This is a genomic window from Micromonospora sp. Utrum1 (assembly GCF_057197805.1).
Genome location: NZ_CM170071.1, coordinates 2,414,203 through 2,428,692, shown reverse-complemented (window position 1 = coordinate 2,428,692; position 14,490 = coordinate 2,414,203). Strand labels below are relative to the sequence as shown.

The 14,490-nt window shown below is 73.7% G+C and carries 16 protein-coding genes; 7 read left to right on the top strand and 9 right to left on the bottom strand.

The annotated features are described in order from the left end of the window. Positions 1 to 123: 123 nt before the first annotated feature. From AC0OLQ_RS11640 to AC0OLQ_RS11630, 3 genes are read left to right on the top strand one after another with little or no spacing between them, the layout of a single operon-like run. Complete coding sequence (locus AC0OLQ_RS11640) at positions 124 to 1,167, top strand: serine hydrolase domain-containing protein (RefSeq protein WP_484531330.1); 1,044 nt, start codon at positions 124 to 126, stop codon at positions 1,165 to 1,167. Further along, on the top strand, positions 1,164 to 2,450 hold the full coding sequence (locus AC0OLQ_RS11635; protein WP_484531329.1) for an MFS transporter: 1,287 nt from the start codon (positions 1,164 to 1,166) through the stop codon (positions 2,448 to 2,450). The genes AC0OLQ_RS11640 and AC0OLQ_RS11635 overlap by 4 nt, the downstream gene beginning before the upstream one ends. Before the next feature lie 51 nt (positions 2,451 to 2,501). Further along, positions 2,502 to 3,035: a GNAT family N-acetyltransferase gene (locus tag AC0OLQ_RS11630; RefSeq protein ID WP_484531328.1), complete on the top strand. Its 534-nt coding sequence runs from the start codon at positions 2,502 to 2,504 to the stop codon at positions 3,033 to 3,035. A 4-nt stretch (positions 3,036 to 3,039) separates the two neighbouring features. On the opposite strand, the gene AC0OLQ_RS11625 is transcribed toward AC0OLQ_RS11630, so the two are convergent. Genes AC0OLQ_RS11625 through AC0OLQ_RS11605 form a run of 5 tightly spaced genes read right to left on the bottom strand, consistent with a single transcriptional unit; the run spans position 3,040 to position 7,607 of the window. Next, complete coding sequence (locus AC0OLQ_RS11625; RefSeq protein WP_357333037.1) at positions 3,040 to 3,297, bottom strand: UBP-type zinc finger domain-containing protein; 258 nt, start codon at positions 3,295 to 3,297, stop codon at positions 3,040 to 3,042. Then, positions 3,294 to 4,874, bottom strand: a complete 1,581-nt coding sequence (locus tag AC0OLQ_RS11620; RefSeq protein ID WP_357333038.1) for a Na+/H+ antiporter — start codon at positions 4,872 to 4,874, stop codon at positions 3,294 to 3,296. The genes AC0OLQ_RS11625 and AC0OLQ_RS11620 overlap by 4 nt, the downstream gene beginning before the upstream one ends. Positions 4,875 to 4,911: 37 nt before the next feature. Further along, positions 4,912 to 5,877, bottom strand: a complete 966-nt coding sequence (locus tag AC0OLQ_RS11615; protein WP_484531327.1) for a TIGR03885 family FMN-dependent LLM class oxidoreductase — start codon at positions 5,875 to 5,877, stop codon at positions 4,912 to 4,914. Positions 5,878 to 5,918: 41 nt separating this feature from the next. Continuing rightward, on the bottom strand, positions 5,919 to 7,331 hold the full coding sequence (locus tag AC0OLQ_RS11610; protein WP_484531326.1) for an NADP-dependent succinic semialdehyde dehydrogenase: 1,413 nt from the start codon (positions 7,329 to 7,331) through the stop codon (positions 5,919 to 5,921). 12 nt (positions 7,332 to 7,343) lie between these two features. Next, the gene (locus AC0OLQ_RS11605) at positions 7,344 to 7,607 is read right to left on the bottom strand and encodes a DUF6343 family protein (protein ID WP_357333041.1); all 264 of its coding nucleotides are present in this window, start codon (positions 7,605 to 7,607) and stop codon (positions 7,344 to 7,346) included. Positions 7,608 to 7,880: 273 nt separating this feature from the next. Here AC0OLQ_RS11605 and AC0OLQ_RS11600 point away from each other — a divergent pair, with 273 nt between their 5' ends. Then, on the top strand, positions 7,881 to 8,723 hold the full coding sequence (locus AC0OLQ_RS11600; protein WP_484531325.1) for a GDSL-type esterase/lipase family protein: 843 nt from the start codon (positions 7,881 to 7,883) through the stop codon (positions 8,721 to 8,723). 9 nt (positions 8,724 to 8,732) lie between these two features. Here the strand turns inward: AC0OLQ_RS11600 and AC0OLQ_RS11595 are convergent, their stop codons facing one another. From AC0OLQ_RS11595 to AC0OLQ_RS11585, 3 genes are all read right to left on the bottom strand, one after another. Then, on the bottom strand, positions 8,733 to 9,470 hold the full coding sequence (locus tag AC0OLQ_RS11595) for an EcsC family protein (protein ID WP_357333043.1): 738 nt from the start codon (positions 9,468 to 9,470) through the stop codon (positions 8,733 to 8,735). Positions 9,471 to 9,510: 40 nt separating this feature from the next. Further along, positions 9,511 to 9,657 carry a hypothetical protein gene (locus AC0OLQ_RS11590; RefSeq protein WP_357333044.1) on the bottom strand — a complete coding sequence of 49 codons (147 nt, stop codon included), beginning with the start codon at positions 9,655 to 9,657 and terminating at the stop codon, positions 9,511 to 9,513. 90 nt (positions 9,658 to 9,747) lie between these two features. Beyond that, on the bottom strand, positions 9,748 to 10,632 hold the full coding sequence (locus AC0OLQ_RS11585) for a peptidase M23 (protein WP_484531324.1): 885 nt from the start codon (positions 10,630 to 10,632) through the stop codon (positions 9,748 to 9,750). 390 nt (positions 10,633 to 11,022) lie between these two features. On the opposite strand from AC0OLQ_RS11585, the gene AC0OLQ_RS11580 reads away from it, so the two are divergent. The 3 genes from AC0OLQ_RS11580 (at position 11,023) to AC0OLQ_RS11570 (ending at position 13,169) form a co-directional block, all read left to right on the top strand. After that, positions 11,023 to 11,943, top strand: coding sequence for a proteasome assembly chaperone family protein (locus tag AC0OLQ_RS11580; protein WP_484531323.1), 921 nt, complete (start codon positions 11,023 to 11,025; stop codon positions 11,941 to 11,943). Between the two features lie 66 nt (positions 11,944 to 12,009). Then, positions 12,010 to 12,807 (top strand): exodeoxyribonuclease III, encoded by a 798-nt coding sequence (locus AC0OLQ_RS11575; protein WP_484531322.1) that lies wholly within the window; start codon positions 12,010 to 12,012, stop codon positions 12,805 to 12,807. A 41-nt stretch (positions 12,808 to 12,848) separates the two neighbouring features. Continuing rightward, complete coding sequence (locus AC0OLQ_RS11570) at positions 12,849 to 13,169, top strand: antibiotic biosynthesis monooxygenase family protein (protein WP_107076513.1); 321 nt, start codon at positions 12,849 to 12,851, stop codon at positions 13,167 to 13,169. A gap of 384 nt (positions 13,170 to 13,553) precedes the next feature. On the opposite strand, the gene AC0OLQ_RS11565 is transcribed toward AC0OLQ_RS11570, so the two are convergent. Next, positions 13,554 to 14,417 carry an IS5 family transposase gene (locus tag AC0OLQ_RS11565; protein WP_484532267.1) on the bottom strand — a complete coding sequence of 288 codons (864 nt, stop codon included), beginning with the start codon at positions 14,415 to 14,417 and terminating at the stop codon, positions 13,554 to 13,556. Between the last annotated feature and the right edge of the window lie 73 nt (positions 14,418 to 14,490).

The window sequence follows — 14,490 nt, the reverse complement described above, 5'->3', positions numbered from 1 at the left end:
GCGGGGTCCGGGGCGTCCGGACACCGCCACCTCGGCGAGCCGGTGTCGATCGAGCACCCGTGTGACAGGGGTCGCCCGGTTCGGGGCCACGTGCCCGGAGGCGCCCTGCCTAGGGTCGAGGCCATGACCGTCAACGGGGACGTCAGCGTCGATCTCGCGGCGGTGCGCGCCGCCGTCGCCCGGCAGGCCGCCAGGGTGACCGAGGGCATCGCCGACATGGAGCGCTATCTGGCCGCGCAGGTGGCCGACGAGTCGCACCGCGAGGTGACCGGGCCGCTGCTGTCGGGCGCCGGGGCGAGCGGCGTCATCCGGCACCAGGGTGAGGTGCTCGCCACGTGGGGCGATCCGGCCACGCCGGAGATGCTGTTCAGCGGCACGAAGGCGGTCGTCGCCACCGTCGCCGGGGTGGCCTTCGACCGGGGCCTGCTCGACCCGGCCACGCCGGTGCTGGAGACCGTCGACCACCCGTTCCTCGCCGGTCTCGGTGTCGAGGGGATCACCTGGGCGCACCTGCTGCAGCAGACCAGCGGCTGGACCGGGGAGCTGTGGGGCAAGCCGACCGGGGTGGACGCGCAGAGCCGCCGCGAGGGCTTCGAACGGGAGGGGGCGCCCGGCACCGGCTGGGCGTACAACGACGTCCGGGTGAACCTGCTCTGCCTGGCGCTGACCCTGCTGTTCCGCCGGCCGCTCGGCGACGTGCTGCACGAGGCGGTGCTCGAGCCGCTCGGCGCCTCCTCGTCCTGGTCCTGGCACGGGTACGCGGACTCGGTGGTCCACCTCGACGGCGCCCGGGTGCCGGTGGTGAGCGGCGGCGCGCACTGGGGCGGCGGGCTCTGGATCTCCGCCGCCGACCTGGCCCTGATCGGCGAGGTCTACCGGAGTGGCGGCGCCTGGCGGGGCCGGCGACTGCTCAGCGCCGAGTGGATCCGGCGTGCCTGGTCGCCGTGCCGGCTGAACCCCGACTACGGCTACCTGTGGTGGCGCAACGACTCGGGCCGGGTCCAGCCGGGCGCGCCGCCGACGGGCCGCTGCGCGCGCGGCAACGGCGGCCGGCACCTCCTCTGGGTCGACCCCGACCGGGACCTGGTCATCGCCTCGCACTGGGGCGACCGGGTCGCCGAACTGATCACCGAGGTGTCCCAGGCCGTGCCGCCTGTGACGCGATGAACCTCTGGTCACGCGTCTCACCGATCCCGCCCGGGCGACTGCGCACGCTGTCCCTGGCCACGCTCGCCAACACCGTCGGCTCCGGGATGTGGCTCACCGGCGGCGCGCTCTACCTCACCCGGGACGTCGGCCTCTCCCCCGCCTCGGTCGGCGCCGGACTCACCCTCGCCGGCCTGGTCGGGCTCACCGCAAGCGTGCCGCTCGGCGCGCTCGCCGACCGGCGGGATCCGCGTACGCTCCGCGCGCTCGTGCAGCTGGGTCAGGGCGCCGCCGCGGCGGCGTACCTGCTGGTCGACGGCTTCCCGGTGTTCCTCGCGGTGGCGATCCTCGAGATGCTGCTCGCCTCCGGCAACCTGGCGGTCCGCGCAGCGCTGGTCGCCGCGGTCGCCGGACCGCAGGGCCGTGTCCACGCGTTCGCCACGCTGCGCGCGGTGGCGAACCTGGGCATCGCGGTGGGAGCCGGGCTGGCCGGGCTCGCGCTCGCGGCGGACAGCCACCTGGCGTACCAGGTGCTGGTGGCCGGCAACGCGCTCACCTACCTGCTGTCGGCGGCGCTGCTCCTGCGGCTGCCGGCCTACCCGCCGGCGGCCGGTGCTGGACGCGGGCCCGGCAGTCGGCGCCGGAACGGCGCGCTCCGGCCCGGCGCCGCGCTGCGGGATGTGCGGTTCCTCGCCGTCAGCGGCGCCTCGGCTGTGCTCGCGCTGCACTGGACGATGCTCGCGCTCGTGGTGCCGCTGTGGACGGTGACCCGGGCCGGGGCACCACCGCCGGTGGTGTCGGCGGTGCTCCTGACGAACACCGTGCTCACCGTGCTGCTCGCGGTACGGCTCGGCCGCGGGGCCGATGACGCCACCCACGCCGCCCGGTCGATGCGCCGCGCCGGGCTGGTGCTGGCCGCCGCGATGCTGCTGTACGCGGCCACCGCCGGCCTGCCGCCCGCCGCGTCGGTCACCCTGCTGCTGCTCGCGACCGTGGTCTACACGTTCGGCGATCTCTGGCACGGCACCGCCGGGGCCGGTCTGGCGTACGACCTGGCCCCGCCGGACGCGATCGGGGCGTACCAGGGGGTGGACGGCATGCTGGCCGGCCTGTCCCGCGCGCTCGGCCCGGCTCTGCTGACGCTGCTGGTGCTTGACGGCGGCAGGCCGGGCTGGCTGGCGGTCGGGGCGCTCTTCGCGGCCGTCGGCCTGGCAACCCCGGCGCTGACGCGGTGGGCGCTGGCGGCCCGAACAGCGCCGGACGGGGCCGCTTCGGCCCGCACCCCGGCCGGCCGCGCCGGCTGAGCGGGACGGCGGGGGTGAGCAGGTGCCGGTGGCGGATGGCAGCATGGCGGCATGACCGACCAGCAGACGATCGCCATCCGCCCAGGCGGCCCGGCCGACGCCGCCACCGTGCTGCGGTTGTTCGACACCGCCATCGCCTGGCTGGCCGCGCGGGGCCGGACCGGCCAGTGGGGCACCGAGCCCGCGTCGACCGATCTGCGCCGGATCGCCCAGGCCGACGCGTGGGCCATCGGCGGCGGGCTGCACCTGGCGATGCTCGGCGACCGGGCGGTGGGCGCCCTGGTGGTGGGGTCGGCCACCGAGTACGTGCCACCGGCCACCGAACCCGAGCTGTACGTCAACCTGCTGCTCACCGACCGGGCGTACGCCGGCCACGGGATCGGGGCGCGGCTGCTCGCGTACGCGGCGGAGCTGGCCCGGGATCGCGGCCTGGGGCTGCTGCGGGTGGACTGCTACGGCGGGGACGACCGGGCGCTGGTCCGGTTCTACGAGGGCTGCGGCTTCACCGCCACCGACCGGTTCACCGTCGAGCGCCCGGGTCGCGCCCCGTGGCCCGGTCAGGTGCTGGAACGCCGGCTGGCCTGACGGGTCAGCCGATCTCCTCGTCGACGAAGCACCAGCGCCAGGCCTCGCCGGGCTGGACCGAGCGCATCACCGGGTGCCCGGTCGACTCGAAGTGCTTTGTGGCGTGCTGGTAGGGCGAGGAGTCGCAGCAGCCCACGTGCCCGCAGGTCAGGCAGGCCCGCAGGTGCACCCAGTCGTCGTTGCCGATGGCCACGCAGTCCGGGCACTCGGTCGTGGTCGCAGGTTCGGCGTCGCCCGCCTCGGTCAGGTGCTGGCAGCTCACTCGTTGGCCTCCTGTCGCAGCAACGACTCCTCCAGGTCCAGGTCACGGTAGGCGCGGACCAGCACCTCCTCCGGGATCCGCCCGGAGTCGCGTGCGGCCCGGAACACCTCCCGCTCCGCGTCGATCATCTCCTGCCGCAACCGACCGTACGCCTGGGAGGGGGTTTCCCGTGCGGTGCCCCCGAGCCGTTCCCAGGCCACGTTGGTGCGGCTCTGCACCAGGCCGCGCAGCCGTTCCACGACGGCGTCCGGCGCCCCGCCGGCGAGTTCCTCCAGCCGCTCCCGCGCGGCCCGGCTGGCCTGCTGCTGCACGGCGGCGGCGGAGAGGGCGTCCTGCACCGGGTCGTCCGGCGGCAGTTTCGCCGCCCGCGCCACGGCCGGCAGGGTGGCGCCCTGCGCCACCAGGGTCACCACGATCACCGCGAACGCCAGCCAGATGAACAGCTGCCGCGGGTACGGCCGGTCGTCGGCCAGGGTGAGCGGCAGCGCGAGCGCGGCGGCCAGGGTGACCACGCCGCGCATCCCGGCCCAGCCGATGACGAAGGGGACCTGCACCGGGGGCGCCGTCTCCCGGCGGCGGTGCCGGGGCACCAGCCGGGCCAGGTAGGTGGCCGGGACGAGCCAGACGAACCGGGTCAGCACGACGGCGGCCAGCACCGCGGCGGTGATCCCGACCAGCCGGCCGACCGGCTCGTCCAGGTCCCGGACCACCTCGGGCAGTTGCAGGCCGACCAGGAGGAAGACCAACCCTTCGAGCAGGAACTGGATCAGCCGCCAGAACGCGCTCACCTGGAGCCGGGAGGCGGCGGACATCAGCAGCGCCTGCTTGTGTCCGATGCCCAGGCCGGTGACCACCACGGCGACCACGCCGGAGGCGTGGATCTCCTCGGCGGCGAAGACCACCGTGAACGGCACTATCAGCGACAATGCGTTGTCGAGCACCGGGTCGCTGATCCGCTTGTGCAGGTAGCCGAAGACCACCACGCCGAGCAGCCCGACGAGGACACCGCCGCCGGCCGAGACCACCACCTCGCGCGCCACCTCGCCGACCCCGACGTGACCGCCGGCCGCGGTGGCCGCGGCCACCGCCACCCGCAGCAGCACCAGCGCCGTGGCGTCGTTGACCAGGCTCTCCCCCTCCAGGATCGTCACGATCCGCCGGGGCAGGCCGACCCGCCGGGCCACCGCGGTGGCGGCGATCGCGTCCGGCGGCGCCACCACCGCGCCGAGCGCCAGGCAGATGGCGTACGGCACGTCGGGCAGGAGCAGGTGGACGACGGTGCCCACCACGAACGCGGTGAAGAGCACCAGCCCGACGGCGAGCAGCAGGATCGGCCGGAGGTTGAGCCGGAACGCCGGCACCGACGTCTTCAGGGCCGCCACGTAGAGCAGCGGCGGCAGGATGCCGACCAGCACCAGTTCCGGGTCGAGGCGGACCTGCGGGAAACCGGGCAGGAAGGACAGGCCGAGGCCGAGCACGACCAGCAGGATCGGCGCCAGCAGGCCGAGCCGCCGGGCCAGCGCCGCGCCGAAGGTCGCGATCGCGAGAAAGAACACGACCTCGATCAGAGCTTCCATGAGGTACGAGCCTAGGCGGCCCGCGACCTCGCCGTGATCACGCGGGGCTACGGAGTTTCGGCAGCACCTCGGCCCCGAACGTGTCGATGAAGGCGCGCTGCTCCTGCCCGACGTGGTGCAGGGCGATCTGGTCGAAGCCCAGCGCCACGTACTCCTCGAGCCAGCCGACGTGCCGGCCCAGGTCGGCGGAGACGTTGACCGCCGAGGTGACCCGCTCCATCGGCACGTCCTCGCTGACCACGTCGAAATGGTCGGTGAGCTCCAGGTCCCAGCAGACCGGCGGGGCGAAGACGTTGCTGCGCCACTGGTCGTACGCGATCGCCTCGGCCTCGGCCTGCTCGGGCGCCCAGCTCACGTGCACCTGGAGGTGCAGCGGCCCGCGCCCGCCGGCGTCCCGGTAGGCCTCGACCATCCGCCGCAGGTGCGCCACCGGCGCGTTGACGGTGATCAGGCCGTCGGCCCACTCGGCGCACCAGCGGGCGGTTTCGACGCTGACCGCCGCGCCGATCAGCGCGGGCGGCTGCTCGGGCCGGGTCCACAGCTTCGCCCGGTCCACGGTGACCAGGCCGTCGTGGCTGACCTCCTCGCCGGCGAGGAGTGCCCGGATCACGTCGACGCACTCGCGCAGCCGGGCGGCGCGGACGTCCTTGCGCGGCCAGCCGGCGCCGGTGATGTGCTCGTTGCTCGCCTCGCCGGTGCCGAGCGCGGCCCAGAACCGGCCCGGGTACATGGCGGCCAGGGTGCCGATGGCCTGCGCGACGATGGCCGGGTGGTAGCGCTGGCCGGGCGCGTTGACCACACCGAACGGCAGGTTGGTGGCCTGCAGGGCGGCGCCGAGCCAGGACCAGGCGAAGCCGGAGTGGCCCTGCCGGGCGCTCCACGGCGAGAAGTGGTCCGAGGACATGGCGGCGTCGAAGCCGGCCCGCTCGGCGTGGATCACCGCCGCCAGCAGCCGGGAGGGGTGGATCTGCTCGTGGGACGCGTGGAAGCCGAACACCGTCATGGGCGCACCTCCTACCCATGACGGTGTTCGGCCAATCGCGACTACTCGGAGTGCGCCCCGGCCCCGGCGCCGGCCTCCCCCTCGCCGACCCAGACGGTCTTGGTGTTGCAGAACTCCCGCATGCCCACGGCAGACAGCTCGCGGCCGTACCCGGAGTTCTTCACGCCGCCGAAGGGCAGCTCCGGATAGGACGTGGTCATGCCGTTGATGAAGACGTTGCCGGCGTCCAGGTCCACGGCGAAGCGCTCCTGCTCGGCCGGGTCGTTGGTCCACGCGTTGGAGCCGAGGCCGAAGTTGGTGCCGTTGGCCACCTCGATCGCCTTCTCGTAGGAGTCGACCCGGTAGAGGCCGGCGACCGGGCCGAACACCTCCTCGGCCCACATCCGCATCCCCGGCCGCAGGTCGGTGACCACGGTCGGCGGGTAGTACCAGCCGTCGCCGGCGGGCTTCTCGCCGCCGCACAGCACGGTGGCGCCGTTGTCGACCGCGTCCTGCACCTGGGCGTGGATCTCGTCCCGGCCGCCCTCGCTGGCCAGCGGGCCGACGTCGGTGTTCTCGTCCATCGGGTCGCCGACCCGCAGCGCCGACATCCGGGCGGCGAACTTCTCGGCGAAGGCGTCGAAGACGTCGGTGTGCACGATGAACCGCTTGGCGGCGATGCAGGACTGGCCGTTGTTCTGGCAGCGGGCTGTGGTGGCCACGTCGGCCGCCTTGTCCAGGTCGGCCGAGGGCATCACCACGAACGGGTCGCTGCCGCCCAGCTCCAGCACGGTCTTCTTGAGTTCCCGGCCGGCGATCTGGGCGATCGACCGGCCGGCCCGCTCGCTGCCGGTGAGTGTGGCGGCCCGGACCCGGGGGTCGCTGAGGATCCGGTCCACCGCCTCGGAGCCCACCAGCAGGGCGGTGAACGCGCCCTCCGGGAAGCCGGCCCGCCGGAACAGCTCCTCCAGGTAGAGGGCGGTCTGCGGGACGTTGGAGGCGTGCTTGAGCAGGCCGGTGTTGCCGGCCATCAGGGCCGGCGCGGCGAACCGCATGACCTGCCAGAGCGGGAAGTTCCACGGCATCACCGCGAGCACCGGGCCGATCGGCTGCTGGCGGACGTACGCCCGCTTCGCCTTGACCGCGGCGGCGTCGGCGGGCTCGTCGGCGAGCATCTTCGCCGCGTTGGCCGCGTAGAAGCGGCAGGCCGTGGCGCACTTGGTCACCTCGGCCTTCGCGGCCGCGTACGTCTTGCCCATCTCGGTGGTCATCAGCCGGGCGGTCTCGTCCCGTTCGGCCTCCAGCAGGTCGGCCGCGGCGAGCAGCCACCGGCCCCGCTCGGCGATCGTGGTCCCGTGCAGCTGCCGGAAGGCGAGGTCGGCCCGCTCGATGGCCGCGTCGATCTGCTCGTCCGACATCGGGTCGTACGTCTTGAGCACCTGCCCGGTGGCGGGATTGGTGGTGGCGATGGGCATGTCGTACTCCTGTCACTCGAACAGCGAGTGCCGCACGCCCGGCTCCTCGCGGCGGCGTGCGGCGCGGCGGCGCTGGATGACGATCAGGTCGACCACGGCCACCACGGCGAGGATCGCGCAGACGACGCCGAGCCAGGTCACGTCTGCGGCGAACGCGAGCACCGCGAAGACGGTCATGATCACCAGGCCGAAGAGGGCGAGGGCGAGCCGCAGGTTCAGCGCGCTGTACGCGTGGCCGACCGTGCCGCGGGCACGGCGGGGCTGTGATCGCGTCATTCCCTCGGGCTACCCCGGCACGGCCCCGGCTAACCGGTTCCGCCCGGGCGCCCGCGCCCGGCCGCCGGTGGACCACGTGGTCGAGACGCTCGCGGCCGGCGAGGCCGAGCCGGCCGCCCCGCGCCGTGGCGGCGCTGACGGGGTTCCCGAACCGGTCGTAACACGCTCATGTGAACGACGGTTGTCGATGCCGGAAAGGCGACAGAGTCCCCGCCCGGACGGCCGAGGCGCATAGGGTCGACCCGCCGCTTCACGCCACCGGACGGGGACGCTATGCCTCGACGTTGGATCGCCGCGCTGGCCTGCCTCGCGGCGCTGGTCGCGCTCGCCTGCGACGGCTCGGGCTCGGCGTCGTCCCGCCCCTCGGGCTCCGCGCCGGCCGGCGCCCCAAGGGTGCTGACCGCGCTCGGCGACTCGATCACCACCGGCTTCGGCTCCTGCCTGGTGCTGCTGAGCTGCGGACGCAACTCCTGGTCCAGCGGGGACGGCATCCGGGTGCGCAGCCTCTACCGGCGGCTACGCGAGGACGACCCGGGGCTGCGGGCCTACAACCGGGCGGCGCCGGGCGCCCGCGCGGCCGGCCTCGCCGACCAGGCCCGGGCCGCGGTACGGGACCGGGCCGACCTGGTCACCGTGCTGATCGGGGCGAACGACGCCTGCCGCGACGACATCGACGAGATGACGCCAGTGGCCACCTTCCGCCGGCAGGTCGACGCGGCCCTGACGGTGCTGCGCAAGGGCCGGCCGAAGGCGCGGGTGCTGGTGGTCAGCCTGCCCGACCTGCACCGGCTCTGGGAGATCGGGCACACCGAGTCCCGGGCGGTACGGGCCTGGTCGCGCGGGATCTGCCCGGCGCTGCTGGCCGACGCCACGTCGACCGCGCCGGCCGCGGCGGCCCGCCGGGCCCGGTTCCGGGACCGGATCGACGCCTACGACGCGCAACTGTGCGCCGCCTGCCGGGCGTACGGGTCCCGCTGCCGCTGGGACGGCGGCACGGTGCACCGGACCCGCTTCGACCTGGACGAGGTGAACGCGCTGGACTGGTTCCACCCGAACGCCGCCGGCCAGGACCGGCTCGCCGAGGTCACCTGGAAGGCGGCGGGCTGGGCCGACTGAGCGGCGCGGTCAGGGCCGGCGCGGGCCGGGCAGTTGGCTCGGGCCGCCCCGGTAGAGAGCGCGGGCCCGGTCGGCGAGATCCCTGGTGGCCGACGAGTTGGCCCAGGTGCCGAGGATGATCGCGGCGCCGGGGATGACCTTGGCGAACATCCGCTTGGCGGCGCGCACCCCGGCCATCCGGGCCAGCCGGACGCCGAGCTGGAGCATGACCCGGCCCAGCGGGCGCTGCCCGCCCATGCCGAACAGCGCGCCGGCCCGCTCCCGACCGGCGGCCACCCCGAGGGCCAGCCGGGCGCTCTCGGCGACCTTGTGCACCCGCTGGAGCACCAGCAGGTCGGTGGCCCGGTCGGGGTGCACCGGGTCGACGCCGTACGCGGCCGCCACGTGCAGCACCAGCCGGGCCTGGGTCCAGGCCAGCACGCCCACGTCGATCACCGCGCCGGGCAGGCCGGCCGCCCCGGAGACCGCGCCGGAGAGCCGGGCGTGGTTGACGAACTTGCGCACCGCCTGGTCGGCCAGCTCGTCGGCGGGGACGTCGGGCCGCTGCGCCCGCTCCCGCTCGGCCCACTGCGCCGCCTCCGGCCCGAGCCGGCGCACCGCCTCCAGGGCCAGGTGCTCCGGGGCGTACTGCGGGTCGTCGCGCATCCGGTCCCAGAGCGTGGCCGGGGGCGCCTCGGGCGCCTCCACCGGCGCGGCCGGCTTCGGGGGGACGGTGGGCTCGCCGTCGACGGGGGCGGGATCGGTCACGAGGGGGCTCCCGGGGGTCGGTACTTCGGGGGCGGAGCGGTCAGCGCCGGCGGGACGACAACCGGGTGGCGAGCTGCTTGAGCTTCGCCTGGTTCTCCGGCTTGGCCAGCTCGCGCCGACCGCGGTCGACCAGCTGCCGACCGCGGGGCGACCGTAGGAACGCGGTGAGCCGTTGCACCAGTGACATGACGTCCTCCCGTCCGCGGTCCTCTCATGTGTACCCGGGACCGGCAAGTCCCTGGTACCCGGGGCGGCCCTCCGGCAACCCGGCCACGGGTCAGCCCAGGATCTCCTTGACCACCGCGTTGGCGCGCCACTCGTGCTGGGCGTAGGCGTCGGGGAACGCCGAGACCTGGACGGCCTGGGCGGCGACGCTGAGCGGCAGGTCCTGCCAGCCGGGGATCTGCACCAGGACGGAGAGGAACGCCTTGGTGGCGTACTCGGGGTCCATCAGCTCCTCGACGGTGCCCCAGCCGCTGCTCGGCCGCTGCTGGAACAGCCCGACCGAGTCGTGGTCCCAGCCGATCGCCTGGTGCGGGTAGTCCTGCGACTCGGGCAGCACGCCGCTGGCGTAGTTGAGCAGGGTGCTCTCCTGCATGGCGGTGGCCACCGCGATGACCAGGCCGCGACGCGGCACGCCCATCTCCCGGCCGGCCTGCACGATCTTCTTGGCGTTGTTCATCTGGGTCTGGTCCAGGCCGGCGACCGGAACGATCCGGCGCGGCTTCGGCTTCGCCTTGGGCTTGGGCTTGGGCTTGGGCTTGACGCTCGCCGAGGGGCTGGCGGAGGGGCTGGCGCTCGGGGTGGCCGGGGCGGTGCTCTCCCGGGCCAGGCCGCGGGAGGCGGCGTCGACCTCCGCCCGCTGGGCGACCTCGGCCGAGGCGGCCGGGCTCGGGGTGTCGGCGGCCGGGCGGCCGCCGATCTGGGTGAAGCCGCCCACCAGGCCGAGGCAGCAGACCGCCCCGGTGGCCACGGCCATCTTCGTCCGGCCCGGCCGGGCGGCCAGGGGGTTCATCAGGGCCTCGAAGCGGGTACGCAGGAAACCGCGGGAGGTGCAGGGCTCCATGGAAGCGGTCGACTGAACGGTCGAGGGGGTATCGTCCGAACGGTCAAGCGAGCTGTCGAGGCCGTGCTGGTCGTCGAGGGTGCCGTCGTCACGCATTCGACGAGGCTAGGCAGGGCAAACCGGGATCACCCAGGCCCATCGGGTGGCCCTCGCCACACTTTGGGCCGATGGAATCGGACATCCGTCGGCGGCGCGGGGCGGCGGGTGACGCACCTCGCGACCCGGGAAAACCTCCGGTCCGCCCCGGGTCACGCCGCCCCGGGCAGGAACCTCGCACGCTCCCCGGAGCCACCCAGTGATCGACTAACTCGTACTTTCGGTGGATCAGGACCCGGCCCGACAGGGGGAGCTGGCCCGGTGCCGTCGCCGAATTGTGATCATCGTTCGGCCCGTAACGGAATGGACCACGACGGCCGGTACGTTGGCCGAACGGGACGCCGTGCGCGCACGGCCCACCCGTACGCGTCGACAGGAAGGTCCGAACCGGTGCTCGACCCACACGAGCTCTACGAACTCAGCGACGATCTGCCCGACCTCGGCCAACCGGTGCTGATCCAGGCGCTGACCGGCTTCGTCGACGCCGGCAGCGCCACCCGGCTCGCCCGGGAGCAGCTGCTCACCTCCCTGGAGGCGCGCCCGATCGCCCGCTTCGACGTCGACCAGCTCTTCGACTACCGCTCCCGGCGGCCGGTGATGACCTTCGTGGAGGACCACTGGGCCGACTACGACGCCCCCGCGCTGGAGCTGCACCTGCTGCGCGACGACGACGAGACCCCGTTCCTGCTGCTCACCGGCCCCGAGCCGGACGTCCAGTGGGAGCGCTTCGTGGCCGCCGTCAGCGCACTCTCCGCCCGGCTCGACGTCCGGCTCACCGTCGGGCTCAACTCGATCCCGATGGCCGTCCCGCACACCCGCCCCAGCGGCGTCACCGCGCACGCCACCCGCCGCGAGCTGATCTCCGGGTACGAGCCGTGGCTCCAGAAGGTCCAGGTTCCGGCCGGCGTCGGTCACCTGCTGGAGTACCGCCTCGGCGAGCAGGGCCGCGACGCCCTCGGCTTCGCCGCGCACGTGCCGCACTACGTGGCCCAGACCGAGTACCCGGCCGCCGCCGAGGCGCTGCTCGCCGCGGTGTCCCGCAGCACCGGGCTGCTGCTGCCCCGCGACGGCCTGGGCGCCGCCGCCGAGGTGGTGCGGGTGGAGATCGACCGCCAGGTCGCCCAGACCGAGGAGGCGGCCACCCTGGTCCAGGCCCTGGAGGAGCAGTACGACACCTTCGCCCGGGGCCGCGGGGAGAAGAACCTGCTCGCCCCGGAGACCGGCCCGCTGCCCACCGCCGACGAGCTCGGCGCCGAGCTGGAACGCTTCCTCGCCGAACAGACCCGCCCCGGAGACACCCCGGAACGCTGACCGGAAGGTGCGACACCCCGTCGGGCTGACCCGGCGGGGTGGCCGCCGATGCGGCAGGCTGGAGACATGCGCCTGGCGACCTGGAACGTCAACTCGGTGAAGGCCCGCCTCCCCCGGCTGCTCGACTGGCTGGCCACCACGAAGCCCGACGTCGTCTGCCTGCAGGAGACCAAGTGCCCCGACGGGGCCTTCCCGGTCGCCGAGGTGGGCGAGCTGGGCTACGAGGCGGCCAGCCACAGCGACGGCCGGTGGAACGGGGTCGCCATCCTGTCCCGGGTGGGGCTGGCCGACGTGGCGGTCGGCTTCCCCGGCGAGCCGGGCTTCCCCCTGCCGGAGGCCCGGGCCATCTCGGCCACCTGCGGCAACCTGCGGGTCTGGTCGGTGTACGTGCCGAACGGCCGCTCCCCCGACGACCCCCACTACGCGTACAAGCTGGCCTGGTTCGCCGCGCTGCGCGACGCCCTGGAGCCGGAGCTGGCCGGCGGGCTGCCGCTCGCGGTCTGCGGGGACTTCAACGTCGCCCCGACCGACGCCGACGTCTGGGACCCGGCGCTCTTCGTCACCTCCACCCACGTCACCCCGGCCGAGCGGGCAGCGCTGGCCGCGCTGCGCGACCTCGGGCTCAACGACGTGGTGCCCACCCCGATGAAGGGTCCGCACCCCTTCACCTACTGGGACTACCGGGCCGGCATGTTCCACCAGAACAAGGGCATGCGGATCGACCTGGTCTACGCCTCCGCGCCGTTCGCCCGCGCGGTCACCTCCGCGTACGTGGACCGGGAGGCGCGCAAGGGCAAGGGCCCGTCCGACCACGCCCCGATCGTCGTCGACGCCGACCTGGTGCCCGCCGTCGAGACCTTCTGACCCCAGGGCTCCCGGCCCGCGCGGCTCGTTAGGGTGGAGCCATGGCAGTCGTGAAGATCAACGCGATCGACGTCCCGCCGGGCGCCGGCGAGGAGCTGGAGAAGCGGTTCGCGGCCCGGGCCGGCGCGGTGGAGAACTCCCCCGGATTCCTCGGCTTCGAGCTGCTCCGCCCGGTCGCCGGGGAGAGCCGCTACTTCGTCTACACCCGCTGGGAGACCGAAGAGGCCTACCAGGCGTGGGCGCAGGGGCCGTCCCGGGCCGCGCACGCCGGCGGCGAGGGCGGCGAGCCGCGCAAGCCGGTCGCCACCGGCGCCACGCTGCTGGAGTTCGAGGTCGTGCAGCACGTCCCCGGCAAGGGCTGACCGCCTCCCACCTCCGGCACATCGTCGACCAGACGGCGCTCCCGACACGTCGCCGACGACATCGAGGCCAAGCGCCCATCGAGTCGTTGCCGAGGTCAGCTCAACACCCGCGCTACCGCGCGTTCGCGGTCGGCCGCCTTCCGGTCAGCGACTACGAACTTGATGTCGTAGGTGAATCACTCCGGCGGCCGCCGTGGCCGCCGTGGCCGCCGTGGCCGCACTGGCCCGGTCGAGTGAGTGAGTCATCCACGTCATCAAGTTCGTAGCGGCTCGTGGACCATGACCGGCCCCCCTGGGCAGCCGCCAACCCGCGCCGCCAAGCCGCGCCTCGACGCCGCGCCTTCCGGAACGCGCCCCGAGGTCCGGCGTCAGAGGGCATCCCGTTTAGATGTGTAGCGGTGTGTCCGTCTCGGGGTGGTCGTCGCGCCAGGATGGAGTCGTCTCGTGGGTCAATCGCCGGCTCATGTTGTCGATCATGGCCCAGTGGATGTGGGCTCGGGAGTGCTCTGGTGACGTCTCGTAATCGCGGACGAGTCGTCGGTGGAGCATGATCCAGCCGTTGGTGCGTTCGATGGCCCACCGCTTGGGCAAGGGTTGGAAGCCCTTCTGGCCTGGTGTTTTCGGCACGACTTGCACGTCGATGCCGTGGGCGGCGCCGCGGGCGATGGCAGTGGCGCGGTAGCCGGCGTCAACCCACACTGTGCTGATGTGACGGTGGGTCGCGGCGAGGCGGTCGATGACGTCGCGGCCGGCGGCGGTGTCGGAGACGCTGGCGGCGGTGACGATCACCACCAGCAGCAGACCGAGGACGTCGGTGGCCAGGTGCCGCTTGCGGCCCTTGATCCTCTTGCCGGCGTCGATGCCCTGGCTGGCTTCGGGCACGTTGCTGCTGGTCTTGACGCTCTGCGAGTCGATGATCGCCGCGCTGGGCTCCGGGTCACGGCCGGCTGCCTGCCGGACCTTGCCGCGCAGCAGGTTGTGGATCGTCTCGGTGGTGCCGTCAGCGGCCCAGCGAGTGAAGTACGAGTGCACGGTCTTGTACGGCGGGAAGTCGTGGGGCAAGTACTCCCACGCAATGCCGGTCCGGTTGACGTACAGGATCGCATTCACGATCTCCCGCAGGTCATGCACCGGTTTCTTCAGGCCCAGGCCGCCTTGAGCCGCCCGCCAGCCGGTCATGGTCGGTTCGATCAACGCCCACCTGGCATCAGACAGATCGGTGCGATACGGACGGCGAGGGGTCGTCATCCATCGATCATCACGGCGCAAGATCCTCGACTCCAGCAAGGCAGCAACCAGCGTGTATCAGATCAGATCCACA